The sequence below is a fragment of the Thermopolyspora flexuosa genome (assembly GCF_006716785.1).
Classification (GTDB): domain Bacteria; phylum Actinomycetota; class Actinomycetes; order Streptosporangiales; family Streptosporangiaceae; genus Thermopolyspora; species Thermopolyspora flexuosa.
The window spans coordinates 3523644-3549544 of the sequence record NZ_VFPQ01000001.1; the positions used below are offsets into that span (position 1 = coordinate 3523644).

Annotated in this window: 23 protein-coding genes; 10 read left to right on the forward strand and 13 right to left on the reverse strand. The window is 73.7% G+C overall.

What is annotated here, in order from left to right:
- Window positions 1–26: 26 nt before the first annotated feature.
- From FHX40_RS14965 to urtA, 6 genes are all read right to left on the reverse strand, one after another.
- On the reverse strand, window positions 27–3542 hold the full coding sequence (locus FHX40_RS14965; protein ID WP_142260195.1) for a hypothetical protein: 3516 nt from the start codon (window positions 3540–3542) through the stop codon (window positions 27–29).
- A gap of 845 nt (window positions 3543–4387) precedes the next feature.
- Window positions 4388–5080 (reverse strand): urea ABC transporter ATP-binding subunit UrtE, encoded by a 693-nt coding sequence (urtE, locus tag FHX40_RS14970; RefSeq protein ID WP_142260196.1) that lies wholly within the window; start codon window positions 5078–5080, stop codon window positions 4388–4390.
- Entirely contained in the window at window positions 5081–5866 is a 786-nt protein-coding gene (gene urtD / locus FHX40_RS14975) for an urea ABC transporter ATP-binding protein UrtD (RefSeq protein WP_142260197.1), read from the reverse strand.
- Window positions 5863–7014 carry an urea ABC transporter permease subunit UrtC gene (gene urtC, locus FHX40_RS14980; protein ID WP_142260198.1) on the reverse strand — a complete coding sequence of 384 codons (1152 nt, stop codon included), beginning with the start codon at window positions 7012–7014 and terminating at the stop codon, window positions 5863–5865. Before urtC ends, urtD begins: the two co-directional genes overlap by 4 nt.
- Complete coding sequence (gene urtB / locus FHX40_RS14985; protein ID WP_142260199.1) at window positions 7011–7889, reverse strand: urea ABC transporter permease subunit UrtB; 879 nt, start codon at window positions 7887–7889, stop codon at window positions 7011–7013. The genes urtC and urtB overlap by 4 nt, the downstream gene beginning before the upstream one ends.
- A gap of 138 nt (window positions 7890–8027) precedes the next feature.
- Window positions 8028–9275, reverse strand: a complete 1248-nt coding sequence (gene urtA, locus FHX40_RS14990) for an urea ABC transporter substrate-binding protein (protein WP_229788349.1) — start codon at window positions 9273–9275, stop codon at window positions 8028–8030.
- Between the two features lie 207 nt (window positions 9276–9482).
- Here urtA and FHX40_RS14995 point away from each other — a divergent pair, with 207 nt between their 5' ends.
- From FHX40_RS14995 to FHX40_RS15025, 7 genes are all read left to right on the forward strand, one after another.
- Window positions 9483–9785 carry an urease subunit gamma gene (locus FHX40_RS14995; protein ID WP_142260200.1) on the forward strand — a complete coding sequence of 101 codons (303 nt, stop codon included), beginning with the start codon at window positions 9483–9485 and terminating at the stop codon, window positions 9783–9785.
- Window positions 9782–10126 (forward strand): urease subunit beta, encoded by a 345-nt coding sequence (locus FHX40_RS15000; RefSeq protein WP_142260201.1) that lies wholly within the window; start codon window positions 9782–9784, stop codon window positions 10124–10126. The genes FHX40_RS14995 and FHX40_RS15000 overlap by 4 nt, the downstream gene beginning before the upstream one ends.
- Complete coding sequence (locus FHX40_RS15005; RefSeq protein ID WP_142260202.1) at window positions 10119–11861, forward strand: urease subunit alpha; 1743 nt, start codon at window positions 10119–10121, stop codon at window positions 11859–11861. Before FHX40_RS15000 ends, FHX40_RS15005 begins: the two co-directional genes overlap by 8 nt.
- Window positions 11862–11870: 9 nt before the next feature.
- Window positions 11871–12854, forward strand: coding sequence for an urease accessory protein UreF (locus FHX40_RS15010; protein WP_211350277.1), 984 nt, complete (start codon window positions 11871–11873; stop codon window positions 12852–12854).
- A 77-nt stretch (window positions 12855–12931) separates the two neighbouring features.
- Window positions 12932–13669 (forward strand): urease accessory protein UreG, encoded by a 738-nt coding sequence (gene ureG, locus FHX40_RS15015; RefSeq protein ID WP_142260203.1) that lies wholly within the window; start codon window positions 12932–12934, stop codon window positions 13667–13669.
- Between the two features lie 12 nt (window positions 13670–13681).
- On the forward strand, window positions 13682–14536 hold the full coding sequence (locus tag FHX40_RS15020; RefSeq protein ID WP_229788351.1) for an urease accessory protein UreD: 855 nt from the start codon (window positions 13682–13684) through the stop codon (window positions 14534–14536).
- Window positions 14537–14663: 127 nt separating this feature from the next.
- Window positions 14664–15062 (forward strand): RidA family protein, encoded by a 399-nt coding sequence (locus FHX40_RS15025; RefSeq protein ID WP_142260204.1) that lies wholly within the window; start codon window positions 14664–14666, stop codon window positions 15060–15062.
- 106 nt (window positions 15063–15168) lie between these two features.
- Here the strand turns inward: FHX40_RS15025 and era are convergent, their stop codons facing one another.
- The 6 genes from era to FHX40_RS15055 form a co-directional block, all read right to left on the reverse strand.
- The gene (era, locus tag FHX40_RS15030; protein ID WP_142260205.1) at window positions 15169–16188 is read right to left on the reverse strand and encodes a GTPase Era; all 1020 of its coding nucleotides are present in this window, start codon (window positions 16186–16188) and stop codon (window positions 15169–15171) included.
- Window positions 16185–16523 carry a cytidine deaminase gene (locus FHX40_RS15035; protein ID WP_142260206.1) on the reverse strand — a complete coding sequence of 113 codons (339 nt, stop codon included), beginning with the start codon at window positions 16521–16523 and terminating at the stop codon, window positions 16185–16187. Before FHX40_RS15035 ends, era begins: the two co-directional genes overlap by 4 nt.
- 328 nt (window positions 16524–16851) lie before the next feature.
- The gene (locus tag FHX40_RS15040; protein ID WP_189136141.1) at window positions 16852–18168 is read right to left on the reverse strand and encodes a hemolysin family protein; all 1317 of its coding nucleotides are present in this window, start codon (window positions 18166–18168) and stop codon (window positions 16852–16854) included.
- Window positions 18165–18647 carry an rRNA maturation RNase YbeY gene (gene ybeY / locus FHX40_RS15045; RefSeq protein ID WP_142260208.1) on the reverse strand — a complete coding sequence of 161 codons (483 nt, stop codon included), beginning with the start codon at window positions 18645–18647 and terminating at the stop codon, window positions 18165–18167. Before ybeY ends, FHX40_RS15040 begins: the two co-directional genes overlap by 4 nt.
- Before the next feature lie 7 nt (window positions 18648–18654).
- Window positions 18655–19617 carry a PhoH family protein gene (locus FHX40_RS15050; RefSeq protein ID WP_229788413.1) on the reverse strand — a complete coding sequence of 321 codons (963 nt, stop codon included), beginning with the start codon at window positions 19615–19617 and terminating at the stop codon, window positions 18655–18657.
- Between the two features lie 253 nt (window positions 19618–19870).
- The gene (locus tag FHX40_RS15055; protein WP_142260210.1) at window positions 19871–20224 is read right to left on the reverse strand and encodes a histidine triad nucleotide-binding protein; all 354 of its coding nucleotides are present in this window, start codon (window positions 20222–20224) and stop codon (window positions 19871–19873) included.
- 228 nt (window positions 20225–20452) lie between these two features.
- On the opposite strand from FHX40_RS15055, the gene FHX40_RS15060 reads away from it, so the two are divergent.
- Both FHX40_RS15060 and FHX40_RS15065 read left to right on the forward strand, forming a co-directional pair.
- Entirely contained in the window at window positions 20453–20965 is a 513-nt protein-coding gene (locus FHX40_RS15060; protein WP_142261797.1) for a SigE family RNA polymerase sigma factor, read from the forward strand.
- Window positions 20962–21660, forward strand: coding sequence for a hypothetical protein (locus tag FHX40_RS15065; protein WP_142260211.1), 699 nt, complete (start codon window positions 20962–20964; stop codon window positions 21658–21660). The genes FHX40_RS15060 and FHX40_RS15065 overlap by 4 nt, the downstream gene beginning before the upstream one ends.
- A gap of 378 nt (window positions 21661–22038) precedes the next feature.
- Here the strand turns inward: FHX40_RS15065 and FHX40_RS15070 are convergent, their stop codons facing one another.
- The gene (locus FHX40_RS15070) at window positions 22039–22779 is read right to left on the reverse strand and encodes a 16S rRNA (uracil(1498)-N(3))-methyltransferase (protein ID WP_142260212.1); all 741 of its coding nucleotides are present in this window, start codon (window positions 22777–22779) and stop codon (window positions 22039–22041) included.
- A gap of 399 nt (window positions 22780–23178) precedes the next feature.
- Here FHX40_RS15070 and FHX40_RS15075 point away from each other — a divergent pair, with 399 nt between their 5' ends.
- Window positions 23179–25845, forward strand: coding sequence for a sensor histidine kinase (locus FHX40_RS15075; protein WP_142260213.1), 2667 nt, complete (start codon window positions 23179–23181; stop codon window positions 25843–25845).
- Window positions 25846–25901: the final 56 nt, after the last annotated feature.

The following is a 25901-nucleotide window of genomic DNA, read 5'->3' on the forward strand; positions in this document are numbered from 1 at the left end:
CGGACCCGGCTCCTCGGGGAGGTGGGTCACAACCGGCTGAACAGGAGGATCACCGCGGTCCCGAGCAGGAAGATGCCGAACACGACGAGCGCCGGCACCTTGAACTCGTGGAACCGGTTCGGCGCGAGGCGGATGGGGTGCGGGGAACCAGCCGAACGACCGGCTCCCGCCACCGGCTCGGCCACCTCGCGGCGCGGGCGGGGCACCGTCGCCGACAGCTCGGTGGGACCGTAGTGCGAGAGCCAGATCTCGGCACCGCCGTGGGCGGCCACCGCCTCCAGCAGCGCCACCCGCATCCCGTGCGTGGTGTCCTTCCGGCCGGCCAGCTCCACCGCCTTGCGCAGCGACCTCTCGTCACCGTCCGCGAACGCGCAGGCCACCAGGTCCCGCAGGGCTCGGTCGAGCTCGTCGGGGGTGAGCACCGTCTCCAGCCGCTCGCGGAAGAACCCGTTGCCGATGAGGATGTCCCGCAGCTGGGCCCGCGCCTTGCCGTCCCCCTCGACCACCCGCGCAAGGCCCTCGACGCCACGCCGTACGTCCTCCGGGATCTCCGCCGTACGCAGCTTCTGCACCAGGAAGGGGACGTTCTCGTGCGGCTGCCGCTCCGGCACGGGCGGCAGCGGCCGGGTCTCCGCCGCGCCCTCACCGCCGGACGCCTCCCCCTCAGGCCCGACAGGCGGAAGTGGTGCCGTCTCCGCCGTGCTCCCCTCGGCATCCCCCGCCTCGCCCGGCGAGGACTCCGCCACCGGAGTCGAAACGGCCTCCTCCGCCACCTCGTCCGACGGCGACGGTACGGCACCGGCCTCGCTCGCCCCGGCGCCTTCGGCCGAATCCTCCACCGCCGACGGCGAATCAGCAGGCTCTTCGGCCTCAGGCGACGGCGATCCCGCAGAACCGGACGCACTCACCCCGGCGCCTGCGGGCGAACCCTCACCCCGAGGCGGCGAGTCCGTGCGCTCTCCGGCCCCGGACGACGGCGACTCCTCGGGGCCTGACGCGGCCGTCCCGGAATCCGCCGGGCCACTCGCCACCACACGCTCCGCCCCATGAGACGGGCCGGTCCCCGCGCCACCCGTCTCGGGTCCGGGCAACGGTGACTCCGCCGAACGAGCCGTGCTCACCGCTCCGGCATCCGGTTCCTCGATCTGGAGGACGTCCCCCACCACAGGAACCGGGCCGGGCCGCTCGACGGTCCTCGGCGACGGCACGTCCGCCTCGGCACCCGCGGTCGAATCCGGCACCGCTGATGGCGAACCGACGGGTTTTCCGGCCATAGGCGACGGCGACGCCTCGGAACCCGCCGTACCGGCACCGGCATCCGCCGGACCACTCGCCGCCACGCTCTCCGAGCCGTGAGCCGAACCGGCCCCGGCACCACTCGTCTCGGCGTCGAACGACTGCGGGTCGGCGGCCCCAGCGGAACCAGCGGCTGCCTCCGACGGCCCGCTCGGCGGCCCTTCAGAACCCGGCCCCAACGGGTCGACGGCTCGCGGCCACTGCGGCGCCGCGGCCCCGGCCGCGCTCACGGCGGCACCCGTCACGCCACTTGACGGCGGCCGCCCCATGTCCTGAGCCGAAGCGGCCACCGCGCCACTTGCCTCAGTGCCGGACGATGGCGAGCCCAAGGAGCCGAGCGCAGTCACCTCGGTACGCGCCGAGCCACCGTACGGCGGATCTCCCACCTCGGCGGTGGCATCGGTCCGCTCCTCGGGTGACGGCGAGACCGCCGCGCCGGCCGACCCCCGCCCGCTACCTGCCACCTCGCTCAGCGGCGGATTCGCGAACGCTTGTGCCGGCCGCGGGCCGCTCGACTCGGTCGGCGACACCGGGAAAGCGACCCCGCTTTCTCCGGATCCCGGTGCCCCACTCACCGGCGAGCCCACCGCCTCAGGCGTCGCACCGTCCCGCCCCGCGATCTCAGGCGACGGCGGTACACCGGGACCTGCCACCGCACTCGCCGGAGCATGCTCCATCCGTGGATGCGGACGAGCCCACCCCGCGGCCACGGGCGACGACACCTCGGAACCTGCCGCACCGGTTCCGGCACCCACGGTCCCGGTCGGCGACGGATCCTTCGGCCCTTCCGGCAGACCGGTCTCGGCGCCGCCCGCCTGGGCCTCGGACGGCGGCATCGCGGAACCGGCGAAACCCATCCCGGCGCCCGCCACCGGCTCCCCCACCGCGGGGGACGTACCGGGGCGCTCAACGGCGTCGGGCGAGGGGGCAGGACCGGCCGCGCTCGCCGCCACCCCTGACGGCCGATCCTCCCGATCCCGGGAAGGACCGATGCCCGCGTCCCTCCGCTCAGCCGGCGGCGGTGGCATCGCGGAACCGGCAAACCGCACTCCGGCATCGATCGGCGCACCCCCTGCAGCCCGAGGCGAACCGGCATGCCCGACGGTGCCGGGCGACGGCGAGGGCGCAAGCCCGCCCGCCGCCGCAGGGGTGCCTGCGGTTTGCGGCGATTCCGGATTCTCCTTCCGCGGGCCGCCCGCCGCACCACTCGCCTGGGCGTCCCGCGCCGCGGACGCGTCCGCGGATCCCGGCGCGTACGGGGTCGGCGCGAACGGGTACGGCTGCCGCCGGTGGGCGGGGACCCGCCGCTCCACGGTGGGGTCGCCGTCCCCCACGGTGGTGGCCTGGGGGGCGGGACCGGCCACCCGCACGCCCTTGACCTCGGCGTACTTGAGCACGATCGCGATGCGCTCGGCCTCGCCGTGCCGTTCGTGGCGGATGCCGATCCGCCGCAGCAGGCGGCGCACGCCCGCGGCCGAGCCGCCGCGGTAGGTCTCGAGGAGCGTGTCGGCGGCGTCCAGGTAGCGGTCACGGCCGGGCGGTGGCGCGGCGAGGTCGAGGCGGAAGTGGCCGGGTTGCAGGCCGCTGTGCCGCCAGTCGTCGAGGAAGACGAACCGCGGCAGGCCGGGCCGGGTGTCGTCGTTCTCCCTGGTGGAGAACGTCCAGTACCTCCCGGTGCCGTCACCGACGATCTCGCCGAGCAGATCGATCAGGCCCCACAGCAGGCGCCCGGGTTCCACGCCGGGCGGCAGCCGGCAGGAGAAGCCCTGGTCCGGGGCGCGCAGCACCTCGGCCGCGAGACGGCGCAGCGCGTCGTGCGGCCCTCGCCGGACCTCGTCGGTGCGCTCGTCCCGCAGGATCGGGGAGAGCCCGCCGATCCGGGTGGCGTCGATCGGCTCGTCCCCCTGCCCCGGCGCGGGGATCCAGTGGTGCCAGGTGTCCACCGTGGCGAGCACGGATCGCGGCTCGAACACCGGCCCCTCGCCGATGTAGGCGTAGGTGACGGTGCCCGCTTCGGGGTCCGGGGCGGGTGCGCGGTGCAGGGCGGCCACCCGGTCGTCCCACACCAGGCGGCACACGCTCGGCCCGGGTTCCACCCCCGGGATGCGGCGCGGCTCGGCCAGCGGCATGAGCCGCCGCTCCCACCGCTCCCGCTCGGCCCGGTCCACGAGCGAGGAACGGCGCAGCCCCGGCATCGCCGCCCCCTGCGCCCGGCCGAACACCAGCCAGTCGACGCGGCCGTTCATCGCCCCACCCCCGGAACCTGCGGACGGGCGGGCACGGCGATCTTGTCGGCGGACATCACGCCGGTGTGACGCACCACCCCGGCCGGCCGGTGCCCGCGCGCCTCACGGGCGGGCACGACCCCCGCCCACCACGGCACCGGTTCGAGACCTCCGGGCCATCCGGCTCCGTCCGCACCGACGGCACACTCCGCCACCCGCATCCGCCGAATACTGCCGGGGACATCGGCGACCTCCGGCATCGTCCCCCCTCACCGTCCACCCACGCTTCCCGGCTCCTTACCCCAGATTTACCGCCCCGCGACGGTTGGAGAGAACGATTTCCGGAAGCGGGCGGATACGGCGTGCCGCATTCTCCACGGCAGAGCCAGACTCACGGGACGATATCCGACATTTCGGACAGAGCTGACCCGGCATTTCGGACACCGCAGGCGGAGAAAAATACAACAGCGGAGAGATTACGCCTCCCCGCGAATGAACGGGCTGCGCGTTGCCGGGAAAAGCACTGGGCGGCCGGACCATCGTCACCGCACCCGTACCGTGCGCACGAGGCCACGCCGGCGGGAAGCCCGGGCCACGGCCCGGGGATCGCGGGTGGCGGCGATGACGCCGGCGGAAGCGGACCCACCGTGCGGATGCCGGAGCGGACCGCCCGCCGTGACAACCGGCACACGACAGCCGCGAGCGCGTGCACGACCGGCCGGCACGGGTGCGCGTGGCGAGCGACGGCGACGGTGGCGTCGCCCACCAGGCGCCGACCCGATCCGCCCGCGAGACCGCGTCCGGCGCGCACGCGACCCCATATCGGCGTGCCGCACGCGGCGGATCAGGGTGCACGGATCGGACGGCTAGACCGCGAGCAGCCGGTGGACCTCCTCGCCGCGCAGCTCGTCGGCCGAGCCGGAGTGGACCACGTGGCCCGCGTCGAGAATGAGGAAGCGATCGGCCATGCGCAGGGCCAGGTCCACGTACTGCTCCACCAGCAGCACCGCCAGGCCAGAGGCGTGCAGGCGTTCGATCGCTTCCTCGATTTCGAGGATAATCGACGGCTGGATGCCCTCGGTCGGCTCGTCGAGGATGAGCAGCTTGGGCCGGGTGACCAGGGCGCGGGCGATCGCGAGCTGCTGCTGCTGGCCGCCGGAGAGGAACCCGGCGCGGCGCTTGAGCAGCGGCTTGAGCCGGGGGAAGATCTCCAGCGCCTCGTCGATCGCGCTCTCGTCCCGGTGCGGCGAGGCCTCGAGCGTCACCAGCAGGTTGCCGAGCACGCTGAGCTGCGGGAAGGTCTCGTGGCCCTGGGGCACGTAGCCCATGCCGAGCCGTACCCGCTCGTGCGGCTTGAGCTTGGTGACGTCGCGCCCCTCGAAGGTGACCGTGCCCGCGGTGGCGGGGATCACCCCCATGATCGTGTTCAGCAGCGTGGTCTTGCCGACGCCGTTCCGGCCCATGACGCACACGAGCTGCCCGGGCTCGACGTCGAGCGAGACCCCGAACAGCACCCGCGCGCGGCCGTACCCCGACTCAAGACCGCGGACCGACAGCACCTATCCCACCTCCCCGGGCACCGGCTGGGCGGCCCGGCCGAGATAGACCTCGCGCACCTTCGGGTCGTTCCGCACCTGGTCCACCGAGCCTTCCATCAGCACCTTGCCCTCGTGCAACACCGTGACGACCGAGGCGTGACGGCGCAGGAAATCCATGTCGTGCTCGATCACGATCACCGTGTGCTCCTCGGCGATCCGGGTGAGCAGCTCTCCGGTGCGGGCACGCTCCTCCTTCGACATGCCGGCCACCGGCTCGTCGAGCAGCAGCAGCCGCGGTTCCTGCGCGATCAACATGCCGATCTCGAGCCATTGGCGCTGGCCGTGAGAGAGCGTGCCGGCGGCGCTGTCGGCGAGATCGGTGAGTCCTGTGACCTCCAGTGCCCGCGCCACCGCGTCCGAAACACCCTTTCTGCGCCGCAGCAGCGACCACAGCGGCCTGCGGAACGACGCGGCGAGGTCGAGGTTCTCCACGACGGTGAGCTCCTCGAACACCACCGACGTCTGGAAGGTACGGCCCACGCCCATGCGGACGATCTCGTGTTCCCTGCGGCCGACCAGCTCGGCCCCGGCGAACCGCACCGACCCGGTGGCGGGCCGGGTGAGGCCGGTGATCACGTCGACCAGGGTGGTCTTCCCCGCGCCGTTCGGGCCGATCAGGAAGCGCAGCTCGCCCTTTGCGACGGTGAGGTCGACGCCGTCGAGCGCGCGGAAGCCGTCGAAGACCACCGACAGGTCGCGGATCTCCAGCAGCGGCTCCGCGGCCGGGCCGCCTCCGTTGACGCTCATGCCGCCTCCTTCGCCTCACGCGCCGCCCATCCCGGCCGGGCCCGCCGCCACCGGGCGACCGCGTCCCGGGCCGAGGCGAGCAGCCCGGCCACGCCGCCGGGGGCGAGGGTCATGACGAGGATGAACAGCGCGCCCTGCAGGTAGAGCCAGCCGCCGGCGAACTCCTCGCTGAAGGCGGTCTTGGCGTAGTTCATCAGCACCGCGCCGAGCACCGCGCCGCCGAGCGCGTACCGGCCGCCGACCGCGACCATGACGACGAACTCGAGCGACGGCACCACGCCGAGCAGCGCGGGCGAGATGATGCCGACCACCGGGACGAACAGCGCGCCCGCGATGCCCGCCATGCCCGCCGCGACCGCGAAGGTGATCGTCTTGACCACGGCCGGGTCGTAGCCGAGGAACCGCACCCGGTCCTCGGCGTCCCGCACCGCCACCAGCAGCCTGCCGAAGCGGCTGCGGGCGAGCTGCCAGGCGAACAGGAACAGCACCCCGAGCGTGATCGCGACCACGAAGTAGAGCCCGCGCTGGGTGCCGTCGGCGGCGAGGTCCTGGCCGAACAGCTCGAAGAAGTTCGTCAGGCCGTTGGTGCCGCCGGTGAGCCCCTGCTGGCCGACGAGCAGGATCACCAGGGCGGCGGCGAGCGCCTGGGTGAGGATCGCGAAGTACGCGCCGCGCACCCGGCGGCGGAACACGAGCAGGCCGAGCACGGTGGCGATCGCGACCGGCAGCACCACGGCCGCGGCGAGCGCGAAGGCCGGGCTGCGGAACGGCGCCCACAGCGCGGGCAGCGTCTCGACCCCGCTCCACACCATGAAGTCGGGCAGCTCGCCTCCGGCGTCGTTGAGCTTGAGGTACATGCCCATCGAGTAGCCGCCGATGCCGAAGAACACCCCCTGCCCGAGGGTGAGCATGCCGCCCCGGCCCCAGGCGAGGCCGATGCCGAGGGCGACGATCGCGTAGCACAGGTACTTGGCGAGCAGGTTCAGCCGGAACGGCTCGAGCGCGACCGGCGCCACGGCGAGCAGGAGCAGCGCGACCACGACGAACAGCCCGGGCCCGGACCGCGCCGCCTCGGTGACGCGGGCGAGCGCGGCGGGCCGCCGCCGCTGCACGGGCCGCTCCGGAACGGTCTTCAACGTGACGGTCATGTGAGCGCCCTCGATCGGAGAACGAACAGGCCCTGCGGCCGGATCTGCAGGAACGCGATGATCACCGCGAAGACGATCACCTTCGCGAGGCTCGCGTTCGTCCAGAACTCGGCGTAGGAGTTGAGCAGCCCGAGCCCGAACGCGGCGAGTACGGCGCCGCCGAGCCGGCCGAGGCCCCCGCACACGACCACGAGGAACGCGTCCACGATGTAGTACGTGCCGAGGGTCGGGCCGACGGGCCCGATCAGGGTGAGCGCGACGCCGGCGATGCCGGCGAGGCCCGAGCCGATGAAGAACGTGAGCTGGTCCACCCGGCCGGTGTTGATGCCGCCGATCGCGGCGAGCTGCCGGTTCTGCATCACCGCCTGCATCCGGCGGCCCTGGGAGGACCGGGCGAGGTAGGCCCAGATCGCCAGCACGCAGCCGACGGCGAGGGCGAGGATGAACAGCCGCGCGTACGGGATCTGCGTGCCGAACAGCGGCAGCCCGCCGCTGAGCCAGGTCGGGGCCACCACCTGGACGTTCGGCGCGCCGAACAGGTCCCGCGCGAGCTGCTGCAGCACCAGGCTCACGCCCCAGGTGAGCAGCAGCGTGTCGAGCGGGCGGCCGTAGAAGCGGCGGATCGCCAGCCGTTCCAGCAGCCAGCCCATCGCGCCCGCGACGATGAAGGCGACCGGCAGCGCCACCGGCACCGCCGCGGTGCCGACGACGGCCTGCAGCAGGTAGGCGGTGTAGGCCCCGGCCATGATGAACTCGCCGTGGGCCATGTTGATCACGCCCATCTGGCCGAACGTGAACGTGAGGCCGAGCGCGATGAGCAGCAGCACGGCCGCGATCGACAGGCCGACGGGCAACTGGTTGAGAAAGGCCTGCACTCCGGCTCCTTGGATGGTCGACGTCCGGAAGGTCGGTCCTGTGGGGCCGCCCGGCGGCCGCGGACCCGGGTACGGCCGGCCGGGGGAGCGCATCCCGGCCGGCCGCCGCGTGCCCCGCGGCCCGGGCGTGCCCTGCGATCAGCTCAGGCCGCCCGCCCAGGAGTAGGTCTTCAGGTACGGGTCGGGCTTGATCGGCTCGCCGGAGTTCCACACCTCCCGGATCAGGCCGTCCTTCTCGATGACGCCGATGCGCGCCGTCTTGTACAGGTGCTGGTTCTCACCGTCGATCGTGACCGTGCCCTCGGGGCGCTTCAGGGAGATGCCGGCCGCGGCCTTCTTGACCGCCTCCACCTCGGTGGTGCCGGCCTTCTTGACCGCCTCGGCCCACAGGTAGACCGCGTTGTAGCCGGCCTCCATCGGGTCGGAGGTCACCCGGTCCTCGCCGTACCGGGCCTTGAACGCCTTGACGAAGGCCTCGTTCTCCGGCAGGTCGGTGGTCTGGTAGTAGTTCCACGCCACCAGGTGGCCGGCGATGTTGTCGACGCCGATGCCCTTGACCTCCTCCTCGGCGATGCTCACCGACATCACCGGCGTGTCCTCGGCGGTCACCCCGGCGCTCTTGAGCTGCTTGAAGAACGCCACGTTGCTGTCGCCGTTGAGGGTGTTGAACACCGCGTCCGGCTTGGCGTCGACGATCTTGTTCACCAGGGTGCTGTACTCGGTGTGGCCGAGCGGCGTGTACTCCTCACCGAGGATCTCCATGCCGTTCGCCGCCGCGTACGCCTTGATGATCTTGTTGGCGGTGCGGGGGAAGACGTAGTCGCTGCCGACGAGGAAGATCCGCTTCTTCCCCTCCTCCTTCAGGTAGTCGAGCGCCGGGACGATCTGCTGGTTGGTGGTGGCGCCGGTGTAGAAGATGTACGGCGAGCTCTCCAGGCCCTCGTACTGGACCGGGTACCACAGCAGCGCCTTGCGCCGTTCGAAGACCGGCAGCATCGCCTTGCGGCTCGCCGAGGTCCAGCCGCCGAACACGGTGGCGACCTTGTCCTGGGTGATGAGCTTGTCGGCCTTCTCGGCGAACGTCGGCCAGTCCGATGCGCCGTCCTCGACGATCGGCTCGAGCTTCTTGCCGAGCACGCCGCCCGCCGCGTTGATCTCCTCGATGGCGAGCATCTCCGCGTCCTTCACGGTGACCTCGCTGATCGCCATCGTCCCGCTCAGCGAGTGCAGGATGCCGACCTTGATCGTGTCCCCGGCGCCGGCTCCGCCGCCGGCGGCCCCACCCTCGGTCTGGCTCGTTCCACTCCCGCACGCGGCGAGACCGACGATCGACGCGACGACGAGCGCGCCGACTCTCAACACGACCGGCCAGGTTGTTTTCCGCAACTGTCCTCCCTGCGGCTTGGCCCCCGCGCTTGCATCTGCCGACAAGGTGACGTTGCGAAATTTCCCGGCATGTTCCGCAAAGTTAATTGCTGTTTGCGGGAGATTCACAGGTGACGTTTATTCACCGAAAGCTCGCCCACGAGAGGTGACACATCGCCGAAATGGCGGATTAACGCGGTGGAAACCGCCGTTCCCTACTGTCCGGCCATGCGGCTCACTCCACATGAACAGGAGCGTCTGCTCATTCACGTCGCCGCGAGCCTGGCGCGGGAGCGCAGGGCCCGCGGGCTGCGCCTCAACCATCCCGAGGCGACCGCGATCATCGCCGCCTACCTGCTGGAGGGCGCGCGGGACGGGCAGAGCGTGGCCGACCTGATGGAGGGCGGGCGCAAGGTGCTGCGCCGCGAGGACGTCATGGAAGGCGTGCCCGAGATGCTCGAGTCGGTGCAGGTCGAGGCGACCTTCCCCGACGGCACGAAGCTGGTCACCGTCCACAACCCGATCCCATGAGCGCCACCGGCATCAGCGGCGCGCCCGGCGAGATCGTCTTCGGCCGCGGCGGAATCCCGCTCAACCCGGGCCGCGAGCGCCGTACCGTCCGGGTGGTGAACACCGCGGACCGGCCGATCCAGGTCGGCTCGCACTACCACTTCGCCGCCGCCAACCCGGGGCTGGAGTTCGACCGCGAGGCCGCCTGGGGCATGCGCCTCGACGTGCCCGCCGGCACCGCGGTCCGGTTCGAGCCGGGGGTGGCGCGCGACGTCACGCTGGTACCGATCAGCGGCCGGCGGGTCGTTCCGGGCCTGCGCCCGGAGTGGGCCGGGCCGCTCGACAGGGGGTCCGATGGCTGAGCGGCCCGACCTTCCCACCATCGACCGCGCCCGCTACGCGGCGCTGTACGGCCCCACCCGGGGCGACCGGGTACGGCTCGCCGACACCGACCTGTACGTGGAGATCACCGAGGATCTCAGCATGGGCCCGGCCGGGGCCGGGGACGAGGTGGTGTTCGGCGGCGGCAAGGTGATCCGCGAGTCGATGGGCCAGGCCCGCGCCACCCGGGCCGAGGGCGCGCCCGACCTGGTGATCACGGGCGCGGTGATCCTCGACTACTGGGGCGTGGTGAAGGCCGACATCGGGGTGCGCGACGGGCGGATCGTCGCGATCGGCAAGGCCGGCAACCCGGACACCATGGACGGGGTGCACCCGGACCTGGTGATCGGGCCGTCCACCGAGGTGATCGCCGGGAACGGCAAGATCGTCACCGCCGGGGCGATCGACTCGCACGTGCACCTCATCTGCCCGCAGATCGTGGACGAGGCGCTCGCCGCCGGGGTCACCACGCTGATCGGCGGCGGCACCGGCCCGGCCGAGGGCACCAAGGCGACCACGGTCACCGGCGGCTGGTACCTGCCGCGCATGCTCGAGGCGATGGACGGCATGCCGGTCAACGTCGCCCTGCTCGGCAAGGGCAACACGGTGAACGAACAGGCCCTGTTCGAGCAGCTGCGGCTCGGCGCGAGCGGCTTCAAGCTGCACGAGGACTGGGGCACCACGCCCGCCGCGATCGACGCCTGCCTGCGGGTGGCGGACGCGGCCGGGGTGCAGGTGGCGATCCACACCGACACGCTCAACGAGGCCGGGTTCGTGGAGTCCACGCTCGCCGCGATCGGCGACCGGGTGATCCACGCCTACCACACCGAGGGGGCGGGCGGCGGGCACGCGCCCGACATCATCACCATGGCCGGGTACGCCAACGTGCTGCCGTCGTCCACCAACCCGACCCGGCCGTACACGGTGAACACCCTCCACGAGCACCTCGACATGCTCATGGTGTGCCACCACCTCAACCCGGCGGTGCCCGAGGACCTGGCGTTCGCCGAGTCGCGCATCCGGCCGACCACGATGGCCGCCGAGGACGTGCTGCACGACATCGGCGCGATCTCGATGATCGGCTCGGACTCGCAGGCGATGGGCCGGGTCGGGGAGACGATCATCCGGACCTGGCAGACCGCGCACGTGATGAAGCACCGGCGGGGCGCGCTCGGCTGCGCGGGCGGCAACCCGGCCGACAACTTCCGCGCCCAGCGGTACGTCGCGAAGTACACGATCTGCCCGGCGATCGCGCACGGGCTCGACGCGCACGTCGGCTCGGTCGAGGTGGGCAAGCTCGCCGACCTCGTGCTGTGGGACTTCGCGTTCTTCGGGGTCAAGCCGCACCTCGTGCTCAAGGGCGGCATGATCGCCTACGCCCAGATGGGCGACGCGAACGCCTCCATCCCGAGCCCGCAGCCGGTGCTCCCCCGCCCGATGTTCGGCGCGGCGCCCGCGGCCGCCGCCGCGACGTCGGTGCACTTCGTCGCGCCGCAGGCGATCGAGGCGGGCCTCGCCGACCGGCTCGCGGTACGGCGGCGGCTGGTGCCGGTCGCGGACGTGCGGGGCCGGGGCAAGGAGTCGATGCCGCACAACGACGCGCTGCCGGAGATCACCGTGGATCCGGACACGTTCGAGGTGCGGATCGACGGCGAGGTCGTCGAGCCCGAGCCCGTCGAGCGGCTGCCCATGGCCCAGCGCTACTTCCTGTTCTGACGGGCCGCCATGGGCACGTTGCGATCCGCGGCCGAGGCGCTCACGGGGACGGGCGTGATGGGCGCCTCGGCCGCGCTTCTCCTCATCGCCGACTCCCGGCTCCCCGCGGGCGGGCACGCCCACTCGGGCGGGGCCGAGGAGGCGGTGCACGCCGGGGCGATCGCCGGCCCCGAGGATCTGGCGCGGTTCCTCCGCGGCCGGCTCGCCACGGCCGGGCTCGTCGCCGCCGCCCTCGCCGCGGCGGCCTGCCACCTGGCGCGCACGATGGCCACGCGGCCGGGCACGCCCGTGGCCCCCGCTCCCAACGGGGTCAACGGCGGGCATCCTCCGCCCACCGCCACGGACGACGACGGCGCCTCCCCGGACACCGCCTCCCTCCGGGGCGCCGCCGCCTCCGGTACGGCGGGCGAGTCCTCACGCCGCCCGCCGGAGGACCTCGCGGCCGGGCACGCGGCACGGTGGCGGGAGCTCGACGCGGAGGCCGACGCGCGCACCGCCTCGCCCGCCCAGCGGACGGCGAGCCGTACCCAGGGGAGGCTGCTGGTGCGCACCGCGCGGCGGATCTGGCCGTCGCCGGTGCTCGACGGGCTCGCCGCGGCGGTCCCGGACGGCGCGCACCACCCGATCGCGCTCGGCGCGGCGTGCGCCGCCGCCGGATGCCCGCCCGGGCAGGCCGGGCTCGTCGCGGCGTACACCTCGGTCACCGGACCGGCCACGGCGGCGGTGCGCCTGCTCGGCCTCGACCCGGTGACCGTGCACCGGATCCTCGCCGACCTCGCCCCCGAGCTCGACCGCACGGCCGAGGCGGCGGTGGCCGCCGTGGCCGCCTGCCGTACCGCGGGCCCGGCCGGGGCCGAGGCGCCGGATCCGGACGCACCGCAGGACCGCACCGCCCGGCACGACTGGTCGGCGCTGCCGTCCTGGGGCGCCCCGGCGCTCGACCTGCTCGCCGAGGGCCATCTGCGCAGGGAGGTGCGGCTCTTTGTCTCCTGACGGACGCCGGCCCGGGCGCCGGGCCGGGCGCGTCCTGGCACACCTGCCGAAACCATCTCACGGAAGGGCGGCCACCCATGGGCCTTGACCACGGCGACCACCACGACGTTCCGGACCCCAACGGGCGGGCGCTGCGCCTCGGCATCGGCGGACCGGTCGGCAGCGGCAAGACCGCCCTCGTCGCCGCGCTGTGCCGGTCCCTCGGCGAGGTGCTGCGGCTCGGCGTGGTGACCAACGACATCTACACCACCGAGGACGCCGACTTCCTCCGCAGGGCGGGGGTGCTCGACCCCGAGCGCATCCTCGCCGTGCAGACCGGCTGCTGCCCGCACACCGCGATCCGGGACGACATCGCGGCGAACATCGACGCGGTGGAGACCCTCGAGGAGCGGTTCGGCCCGCTCGACCTGGTGATCGTGGAGAGCGGCGGCGACAACCTCACCGCCACGTTCAGCCGCGGCCTCGCCGACCGGCAGATCTTCGTGCTCGACGTCTCGGGCGGCGACAAGGTGCCCCGCAAGGGCGGGCCGGGCGTGACCAGCGCCGACCTGCTCGTGATCAACAAGACCGATCTCGCGCCGCTGGTCGGCGCGGACCTCACCGTCATGTCCCGCGACGCCAACGCGGTCCGGGACGGCAGGCCGGTGCTGTTCACCTCGCTGCGCGAGGACCCCCACGCCGGCGCCGTCGCCGAGTGGGTGATGGGCGTGCACGCCGCCTGGGTCGCGGCGCACTCCCACCCGCACGACCATCCCCATGAGCATCCCCACGAGCATCCCCACGAGGGACGGCCGGAACCGGCGCCGCGGTCCTAGGAGGGCGGTGCGATGTCCCCGAGCGGCACCGCCACCGCCACGGCACCGCCCGCCGCCGCGGTTCCCCGGCCACCGGGCCCGTCCGGCCGCGCGTCGCGGCGGGCCATGCGGGCGCGCGCGGCGATCGCCACCGCGGCCACCCCGCAGGGCGGCACCACGCTGGCCACCCTGCGCTCCGACCCGCCGCTCACGCTGCGCCGTACCGGCCCCGGCCGGGTGCACCTGGTGTCGACCGCCGCCGGGCCGCTCGGCGGCGACGTGCTGGAGCTCGACATCGAGGTGGCCGCGGGCACCACCCTCGAGCTGCACTCGGTCGCGGCCACGCTGGTGCTCCCCGGCGCGGGCGGCCCGTCCCGCATGGTCGTCACCGCGCGGGTCGGCCCCGGCGGCGTGCTCCGCTTCACCCCCGAGCCGACGATCCTCGCCGCGGGCTGCGACCACCGCCTGGAGGTACGGCTGTCGCTCGCGGCCACGGCCTCGGTGCTGTGGCGCGAGGAGATCGTGTTCGGCCGGCACGGCGAGCCGCCGGGCCGCTGCGAGACCGGGTTCGACGCCGTGGTCGACGGGGTGCCCCTGCTGCGCCAGCGGCTCGCCGTCGGCGACCCGGCCGTCGACACCAGCCCCGCGGTGTACGGCACGGCCCGCTGCGTCGGCGGCACGCTGCTCGCCGGACCGGCGTTCACGCCCCCGGAGGGCCGTCGCGGGGACGCGGCGGTGGCCGACGGGGTGGCCGTGCTCCCGCTCGCCGGGCCGGGCGTGCTCGTCTCCGCGCTGGCCGGTGACGCGGCCGAGCTGCGCCGCCGCCTGCTGTGGGGTGAGACGCTCGCCCTCGGCCGCGAGCGCGCCCGGCACGCACCGGTGCCATAGGCCGCCCTGCGGAGGATCCCTCCAGGCACCCTGTCCTCTCCGTGCCGCCACCGCCCCGGCCCGATGGGTGCCCGCACCGCTACCCTGGGCGGGCGACGTAACGCATCCGGCTGGAAGGGACGGCACCATGGCCGTGCGGCACCTCAATCCCGAGGGCCTGTACGCCCTGCCCGAGATGTTCACGCACGTGGTCTCGGTCACCGACGCCGAGCTCGTGTACGTCTCCGGGCAGGTGGCCTGGGACGCCGAGGGCGGGCTCGTCGGCGAGGGCGACCACGCGGCCCAGGCGGCCCAGGTGGCGAGGAACATCGAGACGGCCCTCGCCGCGGCCGGCGCCACCCCGGACGACGTCGTCAAGCAGACGATCTACGTCGCCGACTACTCCCCGGAGGTCGCCCCGGCCGTCTTCGCCGCGCTCAACCACGGCCGCCGCAGGCCGCCCGCCAGCACCCTCATCCCCGTGCCCGCGCTGTACGCCCCGGGCTACCTGATCGAGGTCGAGGTGGTGGCCGCGGTGCGGCGGTGAGACGCGGCCGCGACGCGGCCCGCGTGGCCCGGGGACCGTACGTCCGCCCGCCGCGCGCCGCATCGCCGGGTCCGGCCGGTACGGCCCGCGCCGCCGGGCCGTACCGTCAGTCGAAGAAGCCGAGGCGGCGCAGCTGCTTGGGGTCGCGCTGCCAGTCCTTGGCGACCTTCACGTGCAGGTCGAGGTAGACGCGGGTGCCGAGCAGGGCCTCGATCTGCTTGCGCGCCTTGGTCCCCACCTGCTTGAGCCGCTCGCCCTTCTGGCCGATCACGATCGCCTTCTGCGACGGGCGCTCGACGAACATGACCGCGTAGATGTCGAGCAGGTCCTCCCGGCCGGGGCGGGGGTGCATCTCGTCGACGACGACCGCGATGGAGTGGGGCAGCTCGTCGCGCACGCCCTCGAGCGCGGCCTCGCGGATCAGCTCGCCCACGAGCACCTGCTCGGGCTCGTCGGTGAGCTCGCCGTCGAGGTAGAGCGGGGGCCCCTCGGGCAGGTGCTTGACGAGCACGTCGGTGAGCACGTCGAGCTGCTCGTTCGTCTGCGCCGAGACCGGGACGATGTCCTCGAAGTCGGCGAGCCGGGAGACGGCGAGGAGCTGCTCGGCGATCTCCTTTTTGCTCGCCAGGTCGCACTTGGTGACCACGGCGACCACCGGCGTCTCGCGGATCGCCGACACCTTCTCGGCGATGAACCGGTCGCCCTTGCCGATGCGCTCGTTCGCGGGCACGCAGAACCCGATCACGTCGACCTCGGTGAGCGTGGACAGCACGAGGCTGTCGAGCCGCTCGCCGAGCAGGGTGCGCGGGCGGTGCAGGCCGGGGGTGTCGACGATGATGAGCTGGGAGTCGGGGCGGTGCACGATCCCCCGGATCACCCGGCGGGTGGTCTGCGGCTTCTCGGAGGTGATCGCGACCTTCGTCCCGACGAGGGCGTTCATCAGGGTGGACTTGCCCACGTTGGGGCGGCCGACGAAGCAGGCGAAGCCGGTACGGTGCGGCGCGCCCGCGCCGGGGGACCCGCCCGCGGCCCTCCCCGGGGCGCCGCCCGCAGCGCCGTGCACCGGATCCCTCGCCGAATCCTTCGCCGAGGTCCCGGCGTCCCTGGCGTCGCGTCCTGCGGTCATACGTGGCGCCCCTTGACGGTGCCGTCGGGAGCGGCGAGGAACAGGGCCCCGGCCGACATGTCGCGCACCGCGCGGAGGTCGGCCTCGGAGGGCGCGTCGGCCTCGGTGACGAGCGCGGCGGCCTCGAGCGACCGGGCGCCGCTGCACGCCGCCATCACCACGGCGGCCTGCACCGCGGTCAGGGTCAGCGACGGAAGGTTCACCTCGGATGCGGTGTAGGTACGGCCGATCTCGTCGCGGACCGCCGCGCCCTCGGCGGTGCCGTTGCGGGCCCGGGTGGCGCGGGCGAGCACGACGAGCTTGTTGTCCTCGGGATCCAGTGTCGCTTCAGTCACGCGTCAAGCCTATAGAGAACTCGGCGACGGCCGATCCACCGCCCGGGTACGCCGTCCCCGGCCGGCCGTACCGGGACCACCGAACCGCAAGGCCGCCGGGAAACGCCGTAAGGGTGTTCCCACCCGCTCGCGCGGGCGGGAACACCCTTGGTATCCCCCGTTTGCAACCGGTGCGCCGGCAGCCCCCGTCCGGCGCTCCGGTCCCACCCCTCACGGCGCTCACCCCTTCCGTGAGCGCCTGGGATAAGACTGGCCGAACCCGCTTGCAGATCACTTAAAGAACGGTTGCGGCATCCCGCGCAAATGCCGACAAAGAGGAAACCGCACGTCAGGAGCCGTTCGCCGCCGCGTCGACCGGCTCGTCCTGCTCGGTGCGCACCCGGCGCACCACCACCGTGCTGATCCGGTTGCGCCGCCCCGCAAGGCTCTCCGCGGTGAGCACCAGGCCGTCGATCGTCGCCTCGGAGCCCGCGATCGGCACCCGGCCGAGCGCGTGGGCGAGCAGGCCGCCCACCGTGTCGACGTCGTCCACCTTCAGCTCGGCGCCGAACAGCTCCTCCAGCTCGTCCACCGGCAGCCGCGCGGTGACCCGGGCCGCGGTGCCCTCCTCCAGCCACTCCACCCGGGGCGCCTCCTGGTCGTACTCGTCGGCGATCTCGCCGACGATCTCCTCCAGGATGTCCTCGATCGTGACCAGCCCGGCGGTGCCGCCGTACTCGTCGATCACGATCGCCAGGTGGATCTGCCGGGCCTGCATCTCCCGCAGCAGGTCGTCGATCGGCTTGCTCTCCGGCACGTACGTGGCCGGGCGCATCAGCGTCTCGACGGTCTCGCGGCCGCCGTCCTCGCCCCGCTGGCCCGCCTCGTGCAGCCGGCGCACCACGTCCTTGAGGTAGGCGATGCCGATGACGTCGTCCTCGTTCTCGCCCACCACCGGGATGCGGGAGAAGCCGCTGCGCAGCGCGAGCGACAGCGCCTGGTTGAGCGTCTTGCCGCGCTCGATGAACACCATGTCGGTGCGCGGCACCATCACCTCGCGCACCAGGGTGTCGCCGAGCTCGAACACCGAGTGGATCATCTGCCGCTCGCCCGGCTCGATCAGCCGCCGCTGCTCGGCGAGGTCGACCAGGTCCCGCAGCTCGGCCTCGGTGGTGAACGGGCCCTCGCGGAAGCCCTTGCCCGGGGTGAGCGCGTTGCCCAGCAGGATCAGCAGCCGGGGCAGCGGCCCGAGGATCCGGGTGAGGCGGTAGACGATCGGGGCGCTGGCGAGCGCGATCGGCTCGGCGTGCTGCCGGCCCAGGGTGCGCGGCGACACCCCGATGATCACGTAGCTCACCACGATCATGACCGCCGCGGCGAGCAGGTAGGCCGGGCCGGCGTCGCCGATCAGGTCGATGAAGAGCAGCGTGGCGATCACCGTCGCGACCGTCTCGCAGCTCAGCCGCAGCAGCATGAGCAGGTTGAGGTACTGGGGCGGGTCGGCCACGATCGCGCTCAGCCGTTCGGCGCCGCGCCGTCCCTCCCGGACGAACTCCGCCGCCCGCACCCGGGAGATCCGGGAGAGGGCCGTCTCCGCCCCGGCCAGCAGACCGCCGACGAAGACGAGGAGGACCGCCGACAACAGCCACCAGTTGGCGGGGTTCACCGCTCCCGGCGCACCCCCCGCCACGATTCGAGCAGCTCGGCCTGGAGGCCGAACATCTCCGCGTGCTCCTCCGGCTCGGCGTGGTCATAGCCGAGCAGGTGGAGGATGCCGTGCGTGCACAGCAGCTCGAGCTCCTCCTGCGCGCTGTGCCCGGCCTCGGCCGCCTGCCGGGCCGCCACCTGGGGGCACAGCACCACGTCGCCGAGGAGCGCCGGATCCGCGGGCACGTCGCCCTCCTTGCGGGCGCCGCCGCCCGGGTTGGGGCGCAGCTCGTCCATCGGGAAGGCGAGCACGTCGGTCGGCCCGCTCTCCCCCATCCACTGTTCGTTCAGCGCCGCCATGGCCGGCTCGTCCACGATGAGGATGGACAGCTCGGCCAGCGGGTGGATGCCCATCTCCTCGAGCACGTGCCCCGCGAGCGCCACGAGCGCGGACTCGTCGATCTCGACGCCGGACTCGTTGGCCACCTCGATGCTCATGCCAGGCCTATCTTCCCCGTGGGCGCTTCGCGCCCTTGATCGCGTGTGGTTCTCGTTGCCGCAGGTCGGCGTCGTACCGGTTGTACGCGTCGACGATCTCGCTCACCAGGCGGTGCCGTACCACGTCGACGCTGGTCAGCGTGGCGAAGTGGATGTCGTCGATGCCGTCGAGGATCTCCCGGACCACCTTCAGCCCGCTCTCCTGCCCCTCGGGCAGGTCGACCTGCGTGATGTCACCGGTGACGACGATCTTCGACCCGAACCCGAGCCGCGTCAGGAACATCTTCATCTGCTCGGGCGAGGTGTTCTGCGCCTCGTCGAGGATGATGAAGGCGTCGTTGAGCGTACGGCCCCGCATGTAGGCGAGCGGCGCGACCTCGATCGTGCCCGCGGCCATGAGCTTCGGGATCGTCTCGGGATCGAGCATGTCGTGCAGCGCGTCGTACAGCGGGCGCAGGTACGGGTCGATCTTCTCGTAGAGCGTGCCGGGCAGGAAGCCCAGCCGCTCCCCCGCCTCCACCGCCGGCCGCGTGAGGATGATCCGGGTGACCTCCTTGGCCTGCAGCGCGCGGACCGCCTTCGCCATCGCGAGGTAGGTCTTGCCGGTGCCGGCCGGGCCGATGCCGAACACGATCGTGTGCTTGTCGATCGCGTCGACGTAGCGCTTCTGGTTGACCGTCTTCGGCCGGATGGTACGGCCCCGGGCCGACAGGATGTCGAGCGAGAGCACCTCGGCGGGCCGCTCGCCGCTCATCCGCAGCATCGTGATCACCCTCTCCACGGAGTCGGGTGTGAGCTGGGCACCGGTGCGCAGCAGCTCGACGAGTTCCTCGAACAGGCGCACGACGGCGCCGCTCTCCTCCGGAGAGCCGGTGATGGTGATCTCGTTGCCGCGAACGTGGATGTCGGCTCGGTACGCCTTCTCGATGACGCGCAGGATCTCGTCCCGCGAGCCGAGCAGCCCCACCATGGACTGCTCATCCGGGATGACCACCTTGGCCTGGGTCCGGGTCGGGCCCTTGGTACGCGGCGGCGCGGGGTTGCGTTCGCGGTTGGATTCGGAGTGTTCGGACATGGGCGGCCTATCGGCCAGCTCGCCTCCCGGTGCGGGCCTCACTGGTTTCTACCGTCATGTTATCCACCGTCGGTTTCGTACGACAGCGCTTAACCCGCCGGTCGGCGGCCCGGCCCGCACCCTGGCCCGCACCGTTCCGGCGTGCCGGTCAGCCCGGAGGCCAGGTGAGGTCGCGGCCGCCGAGCACGTGCAGGTGGACGTGGAACACGGCCTGCCCCGCGGCCGCGCCGGTGTTGAACACGAACCGGTAGCCGCTCTCGGCGATGCCCTCCTGCTCGGCGACGGCGTGCCCCGCCTTCAGCACCTCGTCGGCCCAGCCGTCGTCGGCCTGCGCCATCGCGGCCGCGTCACGGAAGTGCTCCTTGGGCACGACGAGCACGTGCGTCGGGGCCTGCGGGTTGATATCGCGGAAGGCGAGCGCCCGGTCGGTCTCCAGGACGATGTCCGCCGGGATCTCCTTGGCGACGATCTTGCAGAAGAGACAGTCGGTCACGCGCCGCATCGTAGCGACAGCCGTTGTCAATCGGTAATACCGAGTAGGCCACGCCGAAAGATCCGTCCGGATAGGGTTGGAGTGCGACACTTCATCGACGGCGTAGGCAGCTTCCCAGTGTCGGGCGAGGACAACCAGCGGGCCATGCCCCCCAAAGAATCGGATGAGCGTAAACCTCCTGGAAAAGCCGCGCGTCCAACGGATGTGACCACCGAGACCATCGTTGCCGACCGGTCGATGGGGGCGGTGCCTGTCGGGTGGGATGCCGACATGGCCGTGACGGCGCTCTACAGCGCGCACTATCGGTCGCTCGTCCGTCTCGCGGTGTTGCTGGTGCGCGATCTGGCCTCGGCCGAGGAGGTCGTGCAGGACGCGTTCGTCGCCATCCACGGGGCGTGGCGGCGGCTGCGCGACCCCGACAAGGCGCTCGCCTACCTCAGGCAGTCGGTCGTCAACCGATCGCGCTCAGTGCTGCGTCACCGGGCCGTCGTGGAGAAGTACGCCCCCAAGGGGCTGCCGGACGCGCCCAGCGCGGAGAACGGTGCCATCGGCGAGCTGGAGCGTTCCGCGGTGATCGAGGCGCTGCGCGCGCTGCCCGCCCGGCAGCGCGAGGCGTTGGTGCTGCGCTACTACGCCGACCTCTCGGAGGCCGAGATCGCGGACGCGATGGGCATCAGCAAGGGCGCGGTGAAGAGTCACACGGCCCGGGGCATGGCCGCACTACGGAACGTACTGGAGAAGTTTTCATGACGGAGTTCCCCGACGAGTACGGCGAGATCCTGCGCCGTGCCCTGCGTGCGGAGGCGGACTCGGTCGTGCCCTCTCCTGACGGACTGGAGATCATCCGCAGCCGCATCGCGCAGCGCCGCGGCATGCGCGGGGTCTTCTGGTGGCGGATCGCGGCCACGGCGGCCGGAGCGGTGGCGGTGGCCGCCTCGATCATGATGCTCGTCCCCGGGCTGCGCGAGCAGGCCACGCCGCCGAGGCAGGGCATCACCGAGATCGGCGCCGAGACCGACGCACCCGAGGGGGCCTCCACCAGCCGTCCCCCGAACACCCGGCCGCCCGAGGTGTCGTCCACCGAGACCGCGGCCGTACTGCCGCCGCCGAGCGCCGTGCCGACCCTGCCCCCGGCGCGCACCACCGCCCCGCCGGCCACCTCCGCGTCGCCCACGCCCAGCCGGACGCCGTCGGCGACGCCGAGCAAGCCGTCCGGATGCCCCTCGGGCGGCACGGACGGGTCGGCCGGACGGACGTCGTGCCCCACCTCCGCCAAGCCGACGCCCACACCGACGCCCACGCCGAGCACGACCGCGCCGCAGGAGCCCTCCTGCCCGGCGGACGAGTGCCCCGCCCCCGACGACCCGCTCCCCACCGAGACACCCGGCGAGCAGCCCGGTGGGGAGCCCACCCTCAGCAACGACGAGGAGCAGGCCCAGGAGTGACGCGCTCCCCCGGCGCGCTGACCATCCCGATCGTCCCGTCGCAGACGTCCCGGCATGCCCGCCGCAGGGCGGATGACCGGGTGCGGAACCTTCCGCCGGGTGCTCCGTGCGGCGTTCCGCTCCCCGCGTTTCCGGCCCGGGGCGTACCGATGCCGTCCTGATCGTGCCGCCTGGTCCGCGGTGGCGCATGTGGCCTGCCGTCTTCCGATCTTTCGCCGGGCGGCACGCTGTCACCGGCCTTTCCTGCGGCTACCCGGGCTTCTCGACGGACGCCGGCCGTCCGTACGGCTCCCGGCGTACGGCACCGCCGCGGCGTGGGCCACCGGCGTGCTCAGGCCGGCGGCGCGGCGGGCAGGGGCCGCGGCGTCCGGGCGGGCCTCACCAGCGGCCGCAGCGGGCCAGCAGGACGGCCGCCGCCGCGACCCCGGCCGTCGAGGTGCGCAGGATCGTCGGGCCGAGCACGGCCGGGACGGCGCCCGCCTCGCGGAACCGGTCGAGCTCCTCCTCGCTGACCCCGCCCTCCGGGCCCACCACGAGCATGATGTCCCCGCCGGGCGGCGGGGTCAGGCCGGACAGCGGGCGCTCGGCCTCCTCGTGCAGCACGACCGCGAGGCCGTCCTCGGCGACCGCGCGCAGCCGCTCGGCGAGCGCGGCCGTGCCCACCGGCTCGGTGACCTCGGGCAGGTGGAAGCGCCGGGACTGCTTGCCCGCCTCGCGGGCGGTGGTGCGCCACCGGGCCAGCGCCTTGGCCGCCCGGTCCCCCTTCCACTGGACCACGCTGCGGGCGGCCGTCCACGGCATGATCACGTCGACGCCGACCTCGGTCATCATCTCGACCGCGAGCTCGCCCCGGTCGCCCTTCGGCAGCCCCTGGGCCACGATGACGCGGGGACGCGGCGCGGGCACGCCGTACCGGGCCTGCACGGTGAGCAGGAGCGCGTCCTTGCGCGCCTCGCGGACCACGCACTCGGCCACGCTTCCGGCGCCGTCGGTGAGGTCCACCCGCTCGCCCGGGCGCAGCCGCCGCACGGTCGCCGCGTGCCTGCCCTCCGGCCCGTCGAGCAGGATCTCGTCGTCCGCCAGCGCCTCGGTGGCGGCCAGGAAGACCGGCACGCTCATCCCCGCCGCCCCCGTCCGCGGCGCGCTCCCCGCCTCCCGTCGATGACGCCGTCGATCACGGCCGCAGCCTAGCCACGCCCGGCCCTGGGAGTCGAATCGAAGTTCTCACTTTCGGTAGTCAACCGAATCCTATAGGTAATAGCGTGGTCTCCGGTGCCCTCCCATCCCCGAGTTCCACGGGCGGGGGCCACCGGGTACCGAGGGGGGTCTTCCCGGCGCCATGGCCGGGCGGGACGGCGTCCCAGCCGGGTGACCCGCGAGCGGCACCGGCCGGGCCTTGCCACGGCCCGTGATCGAACGTCACTTTACCGCGACACACAGTGAGGTTGAGTCAGTGGCCATTCGGGGGCGGCCGCCCGCCTTATCACATCCGCAGCGTCTCCAGGAACGGGCAGGTCAATGGCACGTCTGATCAGGATGCCGCGCACCATCCGCGCGAGGCTCACGTGGATCCTCGCCATCCCGTCGACCCTGCTGCTGGGGGTGACCGGGCTCGAGGTGGCGGCGCGGTACGAGGCGCGCTCCGGCGCGCATTCCGCGGCGCGCCAGGTCGAGCTGGTGCGCGCCGCACAGGAGCTCGCGCACGAGCTGCAGCGGGAACGGGGGCTCACCGTGGGGCTGCTCGGCGGCGAGTTCCGCTTCCGGGGGGAGCTCGCCGCGCAGCGGCGGCGGGTGGACGAGAGCCGCGCGGCCCTCGGGCCGCTGCTCGCCGACCCGGCACGGCGGGGGGTGCCGCGGCTGCGGGACGCGCTCGACCGGCTCGGCGACCTCGGCGCGGTGCGCGCCACCGCCGACGCCCGGCAGTCGACCCGGCAGGACGCCTACGCCTTCTACACCACCGCGATCGAGGCGATCGACGACGCCCTGTACGACCCCGACGCGGGCGGCGGCGACCCGGCGCTCCGGCGCGACCTGGTGGCGCTGTGGACGCTCGGCCGCGCCCAGGAGGCCGCCGCGCAGGAGCGGGACACCCTCACCGGCGTGCTCGCCGCGCACGGGTTCACGCCGGAGGAGTACGTGCGGTTCATCGAGGTGCGCGCGGCCAAGTCCGACGGGCTCGCCCGGTTCGGCCGCGTCGCCTCGGCCGCGCACGCGGGCGCGGTGAGCGCGGCCCGGCAGTCGCGGGCGGCGACCACGATGGGGGCGATCGGGCTGCGCGCGGCCGCCTCGCCGCGCGGCCGGAACCTCACCGTCGCGCCCCGCGAGTGGTGGGAGGCGGCCGACGCGTTCGTGGCCGACCTGCGCGAGGTACGGCGGGCCGTGGGCGAGCAGGCCGCCGCCCGCGCCCGGAGCGCCGAGGCGCGGGCCGGTCGCGAGCTCGTCGTGCTCGCCGTACTCGGGGGCGTGCTGCTGCTCGCCACCCTGCTGCTCGGCCTGGTGACCGCGCGCTCGATCCTGCGCCCGCTGCGCCGGCTCACCGAGGAGGCCGACGAGATCGCCGAGCGCCGGCTCCCCGAGGCGGTGGCGCGGGTCCAGGCGACCGCGAACCCCGAGGACGCGGTCCCGGCCGAGGAGCCCGCCGCCGACGGGCGGCAGGACGAGTTCGCCGCGGTGGCCCGGTCGCTCGCCAAGGTGCACCGGACCGCGCTGCGGCTCGCGGCCGAGCAGGCGGTGCTGCGCCGGAACACCGCCGAGTCGCTGGCGCACCTCGGCCGCCGCAGCCAGACCCTGGTGCGCCGCCAGCTCGACTTCATCGGCGCCCTGGAACGGGACGAGTCCGATCCGGCGGTGCTGGCGAACCTGTTCGAGCTCGACCATCTCGCCACCCGGATGCGGCGCAACGCCGAGAGCCTGCTCGTCCTCGTGGGCGAGCGGCTGCCCCGCCCGGCGGCCGAGCCGGTGGCGATGAGCGAGGTGCTGCGCTCGGCGCTGGCCGAGGTGGAGGACTACCGGCGGGTCGTGCTGCGCCGCGTGGACCACGACGTGGTGCGCGGCGAGGTGGTCGCCGAGGTGGCGCACCTGCTCGCCGAACTGATCGAGAACGCCCTGGTCTTCTCGCCGCAGGACCAGGACGTGGAGATCCAGGCGAAGTGCGACGCGACCGAGTACCACATCGCGATCGTCGACCAGGGCGTGGGCATGAGCCCCGAGGAGCTCGCGGCGGCCAACGCGCGGCTGCGGGGCGAGCAGAGCTTCCTCTCCTCCCCCACCCGGCGGCTCGGGCTCTACATCGTGGGGCGGCTCGCCGAACGGCTCGGCATCCGGGTGTGGCTGCACGACTCGCCGCTGGCCGGCATCACCGCCCGGGTCGTGCTCCCGGCCGACCTGCTCGTGCGCAACGGCGCGGCGGGCGCGCCCGCGCCTGCGGCGGCCCGCGCCGGGCGGATGGTGGACGTGCCGATCCCGTCCGGGCCCGGCGCCACCCCGCGCGCGACGGACGCCGCCCGCCCGGCCGCCGAGGCCACGGAGCGGGAGACCGCGCCCGCGGGCGTGGCCGCGGCGGCGCCCGAACCCGGCCCGGCCGCCGCGCCGGACGAGGCGGCCGCACCGGTCGCGCCGCACGCGAACGGCGCCACGGCCGAGATGGTGGCGGTGGTGCCGGTGCCCGAACCGGCCGAACCGCCCTCCCCGGGCGCGCTGCCGCCGACGCTGCCCACGACTCCCGCGCCCGCCGTCCCGCGGCCCGCCGGAGCCGCCGAGGCCACGGCGCCGGTCACGGCCGCCGCGGCCGCCGCGGCCGCCGCGGAACCGGCCCTGGCGCCGTCCGCGGAGCCCGCGGCGCCACCGTCCGGGCCGCGTCCGAGGGCGGACGCGGCGGCGCACAACGGCTCCCGCCCTGCCCCCGTCCCGCCGGTGATGCCGACCCCGATCCCGCTGCACGTGAAGCCGCCCTACCTGCTCTCCGGGCAGTCGTCCGCGGGCGCGGCCAGGTCCAACGGGCACGCGGCGGGGGACGGCGCCGACCGGGAGGCCGGGCGGAACGGCGTGCCGGACGGGGCGGCGCGCCGGACGCCGCGCGACGAACCCGGGCACGGCGCCGACGCCCGGGAGCCGGAGAGCCCGGTCGAGCGGGTCCGGTCGATGCTCAACGACTACCGGGCGGGGACGCGCCCGCCGGGCGCCTAGGTGGGCGTGTGCCGGAAGGAGCGGTGACCACGACGGGAGGCGCGGCGGGGTTCCGC

Coding starts and splice junctions, on each gene's coding strand:
- FHX40_RS14965 (WP_142260195.1), bottom strand. CDS start 3,542: ATGAACGGCCGCGTCGACTGGCTGGTGTTCGGCCGGGCGCAGGGGGCG.
- urtD (WP_142260197.1), bottom strand. CDS start 5,866: ATGAGCGTCAACGGAGGCGGCCCGGCCGCGGAGCCGCTGCTGGAGATC.
- urtC (WP_142260198.1), bottom strand. CDS start 7,014: ATGACCGTCACGTTGAAGACCGTTCCGGAGCGGCCCGTGCAGCGGCGG.
- FHX40_RS14995 (WP_142260200.1), top strand. CDS start 9,483: ATGCGGCTCACTCCACATGAACAGGAGCGTCTGCTCATTCACGTCGCC.
- FHX40_RS15000 (WP_142260201.1), top strand. CDS start 9,782: ATGAGCGCCACCGGCATCAGCGGCGCGCCCGGCGAGATCGTCTTCGGC.
- FHX40_RS15005 (WP_142260202.1), top strand. CDS start 10,119: ATGGCTGAGCGGCCCGACCTTCCCACCATCGACCGCGCCCGCTACGCG.
- FHX40_RS15010 (WP_211350277.1), top strand. CDS start 11,871: ATGGGCACGTTGCGATCCGCGGCCGAGGCGCTCACGGGGACGGGCGTG.
- ureG (WP_142260203.1), top strand. CDS start 12,932: ATGGGCCTTGACCACGGCGACCACCACGACGTTCCGGACCCCAACGGG.
- FHX40_RS15020 (WP_229788351.1), top strand. CDS start 13,682: ATGTCCCCGAGCGGCACCGCCACCGCCACGGCACCGCCCGCCGCCGCG.
- FHX40_RS15025 (WP_142260204.1), top strand. CDS start 14,664: ATGGCCGTGCGGCACCTCAATCCCGAGGGCCTGTACGCCCTGCCCGAG.
- era (WP_142260205.1), bottom strand. CDS start 16,188: ATGACCGCAGGACGCGACGCCAGGGACGCCGGGACCTCGGCGAAGGAT.
- ybeY (WP_142260208.1), bottom strand. CDS start 18,647: ATGAGCATCGAGGTGGCCAACGAGTCCGGCGTCGAGATCGACGAGTCC.
- FHX40_RS15050 (WP_229788413.1), bottom strand. CDS start 19,617: ATGGTGGGGCTGCTCGGCTCGCGGGACGAGATCCTGCGCGTCATCGAG.
- FHX40_RS15055 (WP_142260210.1), bottom strand. CDS start 20,224: ATGCGGCGCGTGACCGACTGTCTCTTCTGCAAGATCGTCGCCAAGGAG.
- FHX40_RS15060 (WP_142261797.1), top strand. CDS start 20,453: ATGGGGGCGGTGCCTGTCGGGTGGGATGCCGACATGGCCGTGACGGCG.
- FHX40_RS15065 (WP_142260211.1), top strand. CDS start 20,962: ATGACGGAGTTCCCCGACGAGTACGGCGAGATCCTGCGCCGTGCCCTG.
- FHX40_RS15070 (WP_142260212.1), bottom strand. CDS start 22,779: ATGAGCGTGCCGGTCTTCCTGGCCGCCACCGAGGCGCTGGCGGACGAC.
- FHX40_RS15075 (WP_142260213.1), top strand. CDS start 23,179: ATGGCACGTCTGATCAGGATGCCGCGCACCATCCGCGCGAGGCTCACG.